This is a genomic window from Actinomadura sp. NPDC048021 (assembly GCF_040653135.1).
In the GTDB taxonomy this organism is placed as follows: Bacteria; Actinomycetota; Actinomycetes; order Streptosporangiales; family Streptosporangiaceae; genus Spirillospora; species Spirillospora verrucosospora.
Genome location: NZ_JBEZJQ010000026.1, coordinates 1 through 11,686 on the forward strand (window position 1 = coordinate 1; position 11,686 = coordinate 11,686).

The following is an 11,686-nucleotide window of genomic DNA, read 5'->3' on the forward strand; positions in this document are numbered from 1 at the left end:
GGGTGGGGGGGGGGGGGGGGGGGGGGGGGGGGGGGGGGGGGGGGGGGGGGGGGGGGCGGGGGGGGGCCGGGCGGGGGGCGGGGGGGGGGGGGGGGGGGGGGGGGGGGGGGGGGGCCCGCCGCGCGGGCCCCCCCCCCCGGCCCGGGGGGCTACGCCTGGGTCACCCCAGGCAGGAGGGGCCCAGGAGTTGCTTCAGGTCGCCCATCAGGGCGGGGGACGGGGCCACGCGGAGTCGGTCGTCCAGGCGGACCACCGTTGTGCGGGGGCCGTTCTGGAGGTGGAGGTGCACCTCGGCGGTGCCGGGGTGGGTGATCAGCACCTCCTTGAGGCGCGACACCGTGGGGGGCGTGCAGCGGCCCAGCGGCAGCGTGACCGAGAGCGGGCCGGTCGCGTCGGTGACGCTGAGGTCGGGCTGGACGACCTCCATCGCGATGATCTTCGCTACGTCCTCGCGGCGGTCCAGGCGACCCTTGACGACGAGGATGGCGTCCTCGGCGAGGAGGGTCGAGCACAGCTGGTAGGACGACGGGAAGCACATCACCTCGATGGAGCCGCCGAGGTCCTCCAGCTGGAACATGGCCCAGGAGTTGCCCTGCTTGGTGACCTTGCGCTGGAGGCCGGACAGCAGCCCGGCCACGATGACCACCTGGCCGTCGGGACGCTCGCCGCCGTTCAGGACGGCGATCGTGCAGTCGGCCTCCCGCTCCAGGATGTGCTCGACGCCGAGGAGCGGGTGGTCCGACACGTAGAGGCCGAGCATCTCCCGCTCGAACGCGAGAAGGGTCGTCTTGTCCCACTCCTCGCCCTCGGGGATCGCGACGGCGAACGCGTCCTCGCCGCCGTCGTCCTCCAGGGCGCCGAAGAGGGAGTCCTGGCCGACGGCCTCCTTGCGCTTGATGTCGATGACCGAGTCGATGGCCTGCTCGTGCACCATCAGCAGCGCCTTGCGCTGGTGGCCGAGCTCGTCGAACGCGCCCGCCTTGATCAGCGACTCCACGACCCGCTTGTTGCACACCGGCGGCGGGACCTTGTTGAGGAAGTCGTTGAAGTCGGTGTAGGCGCCCTTCTCGCGGCGGGCCGCGACGATCCCGTCCACGACGTTGGTGCCGACGTTGCGGACGGCCGACAGGCCGAAACGGATCTCGGTGTCGCCGAGCGGGGTGAAGTCGGCCTCGGACGTGTTGACGTCGGGCGGCAGCACCTTCAGGCCCATCCGGCGGCACTCCGACAGGTACAGGGCGCTCTTGTCCTTGTCGTCGCCGACGGAGGTGAGCACGCCCGCCATGTACTCGGCCGGGTAGTTCGCCTTGAGGTAGGCCGTCCAGTAGGAGACGAGGCCGTACGCGGCGGAGTGGGCCTTGTTGAAGGCGTAGTCGGAGAACGGGACGAGGATGTCCCACAGCGTCTTCACGGCTTCCTTGGAGAAGCCGTTGTCGATCATGCCCTGCTCGAACCCGACGAACTGGGCGTCCAGCTCGGCCTTCTTCTTCTTGCCCATGACGCGGCGGAGCAGGTCCGCCTTGCCGAGCGTGTAGCCCGCCACCTTCTGCGCGATCGCCATGACCTGCTCCTGGTAGACGATCAGGCCGTAGGTGGTGTCGAGGATCTCCCTGAGCGGCTCCTCCAGCTCCGGGTGGATCGGGGTGATCTCCTGCGCGCCGTTCTTGCGCAGCGCGTAGTTGGTGTGGGAGTTCGCGCCCATGGGGCCGGGCCGGTACAGGGCGCCGACGGCGGAGATGTCCTCGAAGTTGTCCGGCTTCATCAGCCGGAGCAGGGAGCGCATGGGGCCGCCGTCGAACTGGAACACGCCGAGGGTGTCGCCGCGGGCGAGCAGCTCGTAGGTCTTCTTGTCGTCCAGCGGGAGGGCGAGCAGGTCGACCTCGACGCCCTTGTTCTTGCGGATGCCCTGGAGCGCGTCGTCGATGATCGTCAGGTTGCGCAGGCCGAGGAAGTCCATCTTCAGCAGGCCGAGCGACTCGCAGGTCGGGTAGTCGAACTGCGTGATGATCGCCCCGTCGGCGTCCCGGCGCATGATCGGGATGTGGTCGGTGATCGTCTCGCCGGACATGATGACCCCGGCGGCGTGCACGCCGGTCTGGCGGATCAGCCCCTCCAGGCCCTGCGCCAGGTCCATGATCTGCTTGACGTCGGTCTCTTCCTCGTACAGCTTGCGCAGCTCGCCCGCCTCGCCGTAGCGCGGGTGCTTGTCGTCGAAGATGCCCGACAGCGGGATGTCCTTGCCCATGACGGCGGGCGGGAACGCCTTGGAGATCCGGTCGCCGAGCGCGTACGGGAAGCCGAGGACGCGGCCCGCGTCCTTGATGGCGGCCTTCGCCTTGATGGTGCCGAACGTGGCGATGAAGGAGACCTTGTCGGCGCCCCACTTCTCGGTCGTGTACTTGATGACCTCGGCCCGCCGGTCTTCAGGGAAGTCGATGTCGATGTCGGGCATGGACGCGCGCTCGGGGTTCAGGAACCGCTCGAAGATCAGCCCGTGCGGGATGGGGTCGAGGTCGGTGATGCCCATCGCGTAGGCGATCAGCGAGCCCGCGGCGCTGCCTCGCCCCGGGCCGACCAGGATGCCGTTCTCCTTGGCCCACATGATGAAGTCGGCGACGACGAGGAAGTAAGACGGGTACCCCTTGCCGAGGATGACGCCCATCTCGTACTCGGCCTGCTCCTTGTAGCCGTCCGGGAGGCCGTCGGGGAAGCGGCGCTCCAGGCCCTTCCAGACCTCCTTGCGGAACCAGCTCTCCTCGGTCTCGCCCTCCGGGACGGGGAAGCGGGGGCTGAGGTCGCGGTACTCGAACATCCCGGCGGGGTCGACGCGCTCGGCGATCAGCAGGGTGTTCCTGCAGCCCTCGGCCCAGATGTCGGAGGAGTCGATGGCGCGCATCTCCTCGGCGGTCTTGAGGTAGTAGCCGCTGCCGTCGAACCGGAACCGGTCGGGGTCGGCGAGCTGCTTGCCCACCTGCACGCACAGCAGCGCGTCGTGGGCGGTGGCCTCGGACTCGTGCGTGTAGTGGGAGTCGTTGGTGACGACCGGCGGGATGTTCAGCCGCTTGCTGATCTCGATGAGGCCGTCGCGGACGCGGCGCTCGATCTCGAGGCCGTGGTCCATCAGCTCCAGGAAGTAGTTCTCCTTGCCGAGGATGTCCTGGAAGTTCGCGGCGGCCTTCAGCGCCTCGTCGAACTGGCCGAGCCGCAGCCGGGTCTGGACCTTGCCGGACGGGCAGCCGGTGGTGGCCATGAGGCCCTCGGAGTGCTCGGCGAGCAGCTCCTCGTCCATGCGCGCGTACTTGAAGACGAAGCCCTCGGTGTAGGCGCGGCTGGAGAGCTTGAACAGGTTGTGCAGGCCCGCCCTGTTCCGCGCCCACAGCGTCATGTGGTTGATCAGGCCGCCGCCGGAGACGTCGTCGCGCTTCTGGCTCGGCTCACCCCACTGGACCTTCTTCTTGTGGTAGCGGGACTCCGGCGCCATGTAGGCCTCGATGCCGATGATCGGGGTCACGCCGGCCGCGGTCGCCTGCTTGTGGAAGTCGTAGGCGCCGTGCATGTTGCCGTGGTCGGTCATCGCGATCGCCGGCATCTTCTGCCGGCCGACCTCCTCGAACATCTGCTTCAACCGCGCGGCTCCGTCGAGCATGGAGTACTCGGTGTGAACGTGCAGGTGAACGAAAGAGTCGGCCATGCGTGCTGCGCCTCCTGCTCGTCGCATGCGACCGCCCACGTGCGGGGTCGGCACGTGGTCGCGGCTCGGTACCGGGGGAACGTCGTCGGGCCGGCGGGCGCCGGAACGACGCGGCTCTGAGAGCCTAACCCGCATCCCTGGTCACTCGCGCCCCGACGCGCCCAATCCCCGGGGGCCCCCTTCCGGTCGTCTCGGAACCCGGGACGGGATGTCCGGAGTTTGGCCCGCCGGGCGGCACGGCATACGATCGTCCCGTGGAACGTCGCCATCTCAGGTTTACGCGGCCGGCTCCGGGTGAGCCGGTCGCCCGCGCGACCTAGCGACGACCCCGGAGCCGGCCGAGGCGGAGTCCCCGTGGACTCCGCCTTTCTTCTGGAGCAGCCTTTTCGCTGATCAGGCGCGGCCCGGGGCACCCGCTCCCCCGCCCGGAAGGGCCGCGCGAGAGGGGATCCGAGATGAACGACCAGGTGATCGACCACGTCGGCGCGGACGCGGCGTGCCCGGTCCGCGAGCCGTCCGGCGAGATGCGGGTCGCGCTGCCGTCGGCCGCCGACGTCACCACGCTCGCCGAGGCCCGCGAGGCGATCGACGGCCTCGACGCCGCCCTCGCGACGCTGCTGGAGCACCGCACCGCGGTCGCCGCCGTCGTCCAGCGGCTCAAGCCGGTCGGCGGCTTCGCCGGCCGCGACCCCGAGCGCGAGCGGCGGATCGTCGAGGCCATGGCGGTGCGCGCCCCCTCCCTCGGCCCGGAACGGCTCGCCCCCATCGTGAACGCGATCATCGAGGCGGGGCTGGACGCGGCCGAGTCCGGCCGATGAGCGCGCCCGGGTCCGCGCGGGCGGCCGGTGAGGACGTCCCGGACGAGACCGCTCCGGAGGCGGGCGAATCGGACGAGGCCGCGCGGGCCGCAGCCATACGCCACGGGCTCAGCGTGGGCATCGCCGTCGGCGTGTCCGGCCTGGCGTTCGGCGCCGCGGCGGTCACGGCGGGGCTCACGGTCGCGCAAGCGTGCGCGCTGAGCCTCCTGGCGTTCACCGGCGCGTCCCAGTTCGCGCTGGCCGGGGTGATCGGCGGGGGCGGCGGGCTCGTCGCCGGGACCCTCGGCGCGGTCCTGCTCGGCGGCCGCAACGCGCTGTACGGGATGCGGCTCGCGGCGACGCTCGGCGTGCGCGGCCGGCGCAGGCTCGCCGCCGCGCACGTCGTCATCGACGAGACGGCCGCCGTGGCGACCGCCCAGCGCGGCCGGGCCGCGGCCCGCGCCGGGTTCTACACGACGGCGATCACCCTCTACCTGGCGTGGAACCTCACCACGCTGCTGGGCGCGGTGGGCGCGGCGCGGCTGGGCGATCCCGAGGCCGTGGGCCTGGACGTCCTCGGTCCGGCGGCGTTCCTCGCCCTGCTCTGGCCCCGGCTCACGAGCGGGCGGACCGCGGTCCGCGTCGCCGTCGCGGCGGCGGTGATCGCGGTGGCGGCGACGCCGGTGCTGCCGCCGGGCGTGCCGGTCATGCTGGCCGCCGTCGCCGCGCTGCCCGCCCTGCTCGGCCGGAGGACCGCGCCGTGAGCGTCTGGATCGCGGTGATCGCCACCGGGCTCGGCTGCTACGCGCTGAAGCTCGGCGGGCTCCTCACCCCGCGCCGCATGCTGGACGACCCCCGGGTGCGCCGGTTCACCGAACTGGTCCCCGTGGCCCTGCTCACCGCGCTGATCGCCGTCCAGGCGCTCGCCGACGGCCGGGCCCTCGATCTCGACGCCGCGCGGCTGGCGGGCCTGGGCGCCGCCGTCGCCGCGCTCCTGCTGCGCGCGCCGTTCCTGGTGGTGCTGGTCGTCGCGGCCGCTGTCGCGGCGGGGCTGCGCCTGCTCGGTCTCTGAGGGGGGCGCTGTCCTGAGCTCAGGACTCGGCAGCGACGATCTCCAGAGCGTGGGCCAGGTCGTCCGGGTAGGGGCTCTCGAACTCCACCCACTCGCCCTTGGTGGGGTGCTCGAACCCGAGCCGCACGGCGTGCAGCCACTGCCGCCTGAGGCCGAGGCGCTCCGCCAGGGTCGGGTCGGCTCCGTAGGCCATGTCGCCCACGCACGGATGCCGGATCGCCGACATGTGAACGCGGATCTGGTGCGTGCGGCCCGTCTCCAGGTCGATGTCGAGCAGCGACGCCGCCCGGAACGCCTCGACGGTGTCGTAGTGGGTGACGGACGGCTTCCCGCCCGCGACGACCGCGAACCGGCCGTCGCCGGAGGGGTGCCGGTCGATGGGGGCGTCGACCGTCCCGCGGAAGGGGTCGGGATGGCCCTGGACGAGCGCCTGGTAGCGCTTGTCGATGCGGCGCTCCTTGAACGCGCGCTTGAGCCGCGAGTAGGCGACCTCGCTCTTCGCCACGACCATGGCGCCGGTGGTGTTGGCGTCGAGCCGGTGCACGATCCCCTGCCGCTCGGACGCGCCGCTGGTGGCGATCGTGTGCCCGGCCCCGAGCAGCCCGCCGAGGACGGTCGGGCCCGTCCATCCGGTGGTCGGGTGGGCGGCGACGCCGACCGGCTTGTTCACCACGACGATGTCGTCGTCCTCGAACAGCACGCCCATCCCGGGGACGGGCTCGGCGACCGGGGCGGGCGGCGCGGGAGGCGGCGGGAGCGTGACCTCCAGCCACGCGCCGGCGTGCAGCCGCTCGGACTTGGTGGCCACCGGCGCGCCGTCCAATGCCACGTCGCCCGCGGCGATGATGTCGGCGGCGCTGCCGCGCGACAGCCCGAACAGGCGCGCCAGGGCGGCGTCGATCCGCTCGCCCTCCAGGCCGTCGGGGACGTGGAGGCTCCGCACGTCGCCCATCACGACTTCTCCTCGGGGGCCGGAACCTCGGCCTCTCCCTCGGGCTCGCCTGCGGCCGCGCGCTCGGTGGCACGGCCCTCGGCGGCGGCCTCCCCCCTGCCGGAGGACGTCTCCGCTTCCGGGCCCTCGTCCGAGTCCGGGGTCTCGCCGGCGCCGGAGCCCTCGTCCTTGAGGCGCGTCCCGTCCACCTGGAGGCCGCGCGCCGCCAGCAGGACGGCCAGCACGCCGCCGCAGACGATCGCGGAGTCGGCCAGGTTGAACACCGGCCAGTGCGGCAGCTGGATCCAGTCGACGACGTGGCCCTTCAGCGGGGCCGGGGCCCGCAGCAGCCGGTCGATGAGGTTGCCGATCGCGCCGCCCAGCAGCAGCCCGAGGCAGACCGCCCACGGCGCGCTGCGCAGGTTCCGGGCGGTCCGCAGGATCGCCACGACCACCCCGCAGGCGATCAGCGTGAACACGATGGTGTAGCCGGTGCCGATCGAGAACGCGGCGCCGCTGTTGCGGGTCTCGCGCAGCGTCAGCAGGCCGCCGAGCAGCCGGACCGGCGCGCGGTCCTGCAGCGTCGACACCACGATGATCTTGGACACGATGTCGGCGGCGAGCGCGGCCAGGGCCACGGCGACCAGCACGCCGACGCGGCGCGGCCGGGGAGACTCCGCGGTCTCCCCGGCCTGCCGCTCTGGGTTCGTTGAGTCGCTCAGCGACGTTCCTCGCGTTGTTTGCATGTCACACACAGGGTCGCACGCGGGAAGGCCTGGAGGCGCGCCTTGCCGATCGGCCTGGCGCAGGACTCGCAGATCCCGTACGTGCCGGCGTCCATCCGCTGGACGGCCCGCTCGATCTGGGCGAGCAGGTCCTGTGAATTGTAGGCCAGCGCGAGCTCGTGTTCGCGCTCGTAGGTCTTGGCGCCCGCGTCGGCCTGGTCGTCGCCGGCCCCGTCGCTGGCGTCGCCCTCGGCGATCTGGCTGGCGGACGCGGCGATCTCGCTGCGCAGCCCCTCGATCTGCTCCTCCAGGCCCGCCCGCACCTCCGCCAGCTCCGCCGGCGTCCACTGGTGCTCCCCCTCGCGGACCGGCAGCTCCGCGGCGGCCGTCCTGGCAGGCTCACGCACGTCCGGCGGCGCCCCGCCGGTCTTGGCGGCCGTCCCGGCCCCGCCCGGTTTCCCGGGCCGACGCCCGGCCGCCTTGCCCGGCTTCACGGCGGTGCCCTTCGCCGGGTTCTTGGCGGCGCCCGCCTCGACCGCGTCAACCGCGTCGACCGCGTCGACCGCGTCCTTTCCCGCCCCGCCCTTTCCGGCGGCGCCCTTTCCCGGGGCGTCTTTCTCAGCCGTGCCTTTTCCTGCTGCGCCTTTCTCCGCCGCACCCGTTCTCGCGTCCGTCCTCGCGGCGGGCGGCCGGGTCTGGGACGGCCGAGCCGTGCCCCGGCTCTTGCTTGCGGCGGGCGTCGCGCCCCTCATCGCGCCGGCCATGTCGGCCTCCCTCGCGCTGGTCGCCTCAACGGGCAGTGCGGGCAGCATTGGTCCCCTCTCTCGGGCACGGTAAACAACCTGGGCCGTGTTACCGACCGCTTATGCCCGGTCGCCGAACGCATGGAAACTCCCCCGCCGCGCACGAGATCGCAAAGGAACCGTGTCCCCGGGGAGGGAAAAGGGGAAGAGGCGGGGCCCGGCGTGCGTTAAAGTCGGGACGAGCAGTCGCATGGCAGGCACTGATGGGGACACCTGCCGCCGCACGCAGCCATGAGCGACCCGGGGACGGTGCGAGCCCGGGGGCGAGCCCGGCGGTCTGATCACCCCGGAGCCGCCGGAAGAACCGCCCCGCCGAGGGGCCCAGTAGACCCGGCCGCCCAGACTGGAACGAAGCGGACCGCGCCGCACGGGCACGGTCAAGGAGGGTGGTACCGCGGGGCAGCCGCCTCGTCCCTCCGGTCACCGTGTTCGCGTCGATCCGGAGGTCCGCCATCGTGAGCCGAGCTTTTCGGCCGCTGCCCGCGCAGGTCGATCTACCCGCCCTGGAGCGGGACATGCTGCGCCGCTGGCAGGAGAACAAGGTCTTCGAGCGGTCCCTGGAGCGGACCGCGTCCGGGACCCCGTGGGTGTTCTACGAGGGCCCCCCGACCGCCAACGGCATGCCCGGGGTCCACCACGTCGAGGCCCGCGTCTTCAAGGACGTCTTCCCGCGCTTCAAGACCATGAAGGGCCACCACGTCCCGCGCAAGGCCGGCTGGGACTGCCACGGCCTGCCCGTCGAGGTCGCCGTGGAGAAGGAGCTCGGCCTCACCGGCAAGAAGGACATCGAGGAGTACGGCGTCGCGGAGTTCAACGCCCGCTGCCGCGAATCGGTCCTGCGCCACGTGGACGCCTTCGAGGAGATGACCGAGCGGATGGGCTACTGGGTCAACACCGACCAGGCCTACCGCACGATGGACCCCGAGTACGTCGAGGCCGTCTGGTGGTCCCTGAAGCAGGTGTTCGACAAGGGCCTGCTGTTCCGCGACTTCCGCATCACGCCGTACTGCCCGCGCTGCGGGACGGGCCTGTCCGACCACGAGCTGGGCCAGCCGGGCGGGTACGAGACCGTGTCCAGCCCGTCGGTGTTCGTGCGGATGCCCGTCACGTCCGGCCCCCTGGCCGAGATGGGCGCCGCGCTGCTGATCTGGACGACGACCCCCTGGACGCTGGTGTCGAACACCGCCGTGGCCGTCCACCCCGACGTCACGTACGTGGCGGCCCGGCCGGAGGGGTCCGACGAGGTCCTCGTGGTGGCCGAGCCCCTGGTCGACCAGGTCCTCGGCGAGGGCGCCGAGCGGCTCGCCACGTTCCAGGGCACCGAGCTCGAGCGGACCCCCTACCGGCGGCCGTTCGACCTTGTCGACATCCCCGACGCGCACTACGTCGTCCTGGGTGACTACGTCACCGTGGAGGACGGCACGGGGCTCGTCCACCAGGCCCCCGCGTTCGGCGGCGACGACATGACCGTCTGCAAGCGCTACGGCATGCCGATCGTGAACCCGATCGGGCCGGACGGGCGGTTCCTGCGCGAGGTGCCCCTGGTCGGCAACAAGTTCTTCAAGGACGCCGACGAGCCGCTCACCGAAGACCTGCGCGCGCGCGGGCTGCTGTTCCGCGGCGGGCACTTCGACCACAGCTACCCCCACTGCTGGCGCTGCCACACGCCGCTGCTGTACTACGCGCTCCCGGCCTGGTACATCCGCACCACGCAGATCAAGGACCGGCTGCTGGAGGAGAACGAGAAGACCAACTGGTACCCCGAGACCGTCAAGCACGGCCGGTACGGGGAGTGGCTGCGCAACAACGTCGACTGGTCGCTGTCCCGCAGCCGCTACTGGGGCACGCCGCTCCCCCTGTGGGTCTGCGGCGAGGACGAGGAGCACATCACCTGCGTCGGGTCGCTCAAGGAACTGGGCGAGCTCGCGGGCAGTGACCTTTCCGCGCTCGACCCGCACCGCCCGTACGTGGACGACGTCACCCTCCCCTGCCCCAGGTGCGGGGCGGAGGCGCGCCGCGTCCCCGACGTCATCGACGCCTGGTACGACTCCGGGTCCATGCCGTTCGCGCAGTGGGGCGCCCCCCACCGCAACAACGAGGTCTTCGAGGACGCCTACCCGGCCCAGTACATCTGCGAGGCCCAGGACCAGACCCGCGGATGGTTCTACTCGCTCATGGCCGTCGGGACGCTGGTGTTCGACCGGTCGTCCTACGAGAACGTCGTGTGCCTCGGCCTGATCCTCGCCGAGGACGGCCGCAAGATGAGCAAGCACCTCGGCAACGTGCTGCGGCCCATCCCGCTGATGGACCAGCACGGCGCCGACGCGGTCCGCTGGTTCATGGCCGCGAGCGGGCTGCCGTGGGCGTCCCGCCGCGTCGGGCACGGCGCCCTCGAGGAGATCGTCCGCAAGGTCCTGCTCACCTACTGGAACACCGCGTCCTTCTTCGTCCTGTACGCCAACGCGGCGCGGGCGCAGGGGCGCGCGTGGACGCCGGACCGGCTGGCCGAGGCGCCCGCCCCCGCCGACCGCCCGCTCCTGGACCGGTGGGCGCTCGCCGAGCTGCACCGCACCGTCCGCGAGGTCGACGCCGCGCTGGAGGAGTTCGACACCGCCCGCGCGGGACGCCGGCTCTCGCAGTTCGTGGACGACCTGTCCAACTGGTACGTGCGGCGCTCCCGGCGGCGCTTCTGGGAGGGCCCGGAGACGCCGGAGGGCTCGGCCGCGTTCGCGACGCTCTACCAGTGCCTGGAGACCCTCACCCGGCTGATGGCGCCGATCGTCCCGTTCATCACCGACCACGTCTGGGACGTGATCCGCCCCGAGGACGGCCCCGAGTCGGTGCACCTCGCCGAGTGGCCCGCCGTCGACGAGGGCCTCCTCGACGAGGAGCTGACCGAGCGGATGGCGCTCGTCCGGCGGCTGGTCGAGCTCGGCCGGTCCGCGCGTGCCGCCAGCGGCGTCCGGACCCGCCAGCCCCTCGGCCGCGCCCTCGTCGGCGCCCCCGGCTGGTCCGCGCTGCCCGGGCAGCTGCGCGCGCAGATCTCCGAGGAGCTGAACGTGCTCGGCTTCGAGGAGCTGTCCTCGATCGGCGGCGACCTGGTCGAGTACGAGGTCAAGCCCAACTTCCGCGAGCTGGGCAAGCGGTACGCCAAGGACACCCCGAAGGTCGCCAAGGCGATCACCTCCGCCGATCCGGCCGCCCTCGTCCAGGCGCTGCGCGCGGGCTCGGCGCAGGTCGAGGCCGACGGCGTCGGCGCGGTGCCGCTCGGCCCGGACGACGTGATCGTCACCGAGCGCCCGCGCAGCGGCTGGGCGGTGGAGAGCGCCGCCGGCGAGACGGTCGCGCTCGACCTCACCGTCACGCCCGAACTGCGCCGCGCGGGCCTGGTGCGGGAGGCCGTCCGCCTCGTCCAGGAGGGCCGCAAGGCCGCCGGCCTGGAGGTGACCGACCGCATCGACCTGTGGTGGGAGGCCACCGGCACCGACCTCGCCGAGGCGCTGCGCGCCCACGCCGACGAGGTCGCCGCCGAGGTGCTCGCCGCCTCGGTGTCCGAGGGCCGTCCCGAGAGCCTCACCGCCACCCGCGACGAGGAGCTCGGCCTCACGTACTACCTCCGCAAGGCGTGACCTAGCTCAACGGACCCTCCGCCGCGGTCGGGCTGTAC

The 11,686-nt window shown here is 72.5% G+C and carries 8 protein-coding genes; 4 read left to right on the plus strand and 4 right to left on the minus strand.

Annotation, left to right across the window (positions count from 1 at the left end):
• Nucleotides 1-160: 160 nt before the first annotated feature.
• The gene (dnaE, locus tag AB0C87_RS33130; RefSeq protein ID WP_345175465.1) at nt 161-3,691 is read right to left on the minus strand and encodes a DNA polymerase III subunit alpha; all 3,531 of its coding nucleotides are present in this window, start codon (nt 3,689-3,691) and stop codon (nt 161-163) included.
• Between the two features lie 524 nt (nt 3,692-4,215).
• Here dnaE and AB0C87_RS33135 point away from each other — a divergent pair.
• The 3 genes from AB0C87_RS33135 (at nt 4,216) to AB0C87_RS33145 (ending at nt 5,560) form a co-directional block, all read left to right on the plus strand.
• Nucleotides 4,216-4,509: a chorismate mutase gene (locus AB0C87_RS33135; RefSeq protein ID WP_345175620.1), complete on the plus strand. Its 294-nt coding sequence runs from the start codon at nt 4,216-4,218 to the stop codon at nt 4,507-4,509.
• A 95-nt stretch (nt 4,510-4,604) separates the two neighbouring features.
• Nucleotides 4,605-5,252 carry an AzlC family ABC transporter permease gene (locus AB0C87_RS33140; protein ID WP_345175622.1) on the plus strand — a complete coding sequence of 216 codons (648 nt, stop codon included), beginning with the start codon at nt 4,605-4,607 and terminating at the stop codon, nt 5,250-5,252.
• Nucleotides 5,249-5,560, plus strand: coding sequence for an AzlD domain-containing protein (locus AB0C87_RS33145; RefSeq protein ID WP_345175467.1), 312 nt, complete (start codon nt 5,249-5,251; stop codon nt 5,558-5,560). Before AB0C87_RS33140 ends, AB0C87_RS33145 begins: the two co-directional genes overlap by 4 nt.
• 19 nt (nt 5,561-5,579) lie before the next feature.
• Here the strand turns inward: AB0C87_RS33145 and AB0C87_RS33150 are convergent, their stop codons facing one another.
• Genes AB0C87_RS33150 through AB0C87_RS33160 form a run of 3 tightly spaced genes read right to left on the minus strand, consistent with a single transcriptional unit; the run spans nt 5,580 to nt 7,623 of the window.
• The gene (locus tag AB0C87_RS33150) at nt 5,580-6,512 is read right to left on the minus strand and encodes an RluA family pseudouridine synthase (RefSeq protein ID WP_345175469.1); all 933 of its coding nucleotides are present in this window, start codon (nt 6,510-6,512) and stop codon (nt 5,580-5,582) included.
• Nucleotides 6,512-7,237, minus strand: coding sequence for a signal peptidase II (gene lspA / locus AB0C87_RS33155; RefSeq protein WP_345175472.1), 726 nt, complete (start codon nt 7,235-7,237; stop codon nt 6,512-6,514). The genes AB0C87_RS33150 and lspA overlap by 1 nt, the downstream gene beginning before the upstream one ends.
• On the minus strand, nt 7,210-7,623 hold the full coding sequence (locus tag AB0C87_RS33160; RefSeq protein ID WP_345175625.1) for a TraR/DksA C4-type zinc finger protein: 414 nt from the start codon (nt 7,621-7,623) through the stop codon (nt 7,210-7,212). Before AB0C87_RS33160 ends, lspA begins: the two co-directional genes overlap by 28 nt.
• 851 nt (nt 7,624-8,474) lie before the next feature.
• Here AB0C87_RS33160 and ileS point away from each other — a divergent pair.
• On the plus strand, nt 8,475-11,648 hold the full coding sequence (ileS, locus tag AB0C87_RS33165) for an isoleucine--tRNA ligase (RefSeq protein WP_345175474.1): 3,174 nt from the start codon (nt 8,475-8,477) through the stop codon (nt 11,646-11,648).
• Nucleotides 11,649-11,686 lie beyond the last annotated feature (38 nt).

Excerpts from the sequence above, each read along its gene's own strand:
- dnaE (WP_345175465.1), bottom strand. The coding sequence starts at position 3,691 with ATGGCCGACTCTTTCGTTCACCTGCACGTTCACACCGAGTACTCCATG.
- AB0C87_RS33135 (WP_345175620.1), top strand. The coding sequence starts at position 4,216 with ATGCGGGTCGCGCTGCCGTCGGCCGCCGACGTCACCACGCTCGCCGAG.
- AB0C87_RS33150 (WP_345175469.1), bottom strand. The coding sequence starts at position 6,512 with ATGGGCGACGTGCGGAGCCTCCACGTCCCCGACGGCCTGGAGGGCGAG.
- lspA (WP_345175472.1), bottom strand. The coding sequence starts at position 7,237 with ATGCAAACAACGCGAGGAACGTCGCTGAGCGACTCAACGAACCCAGAG.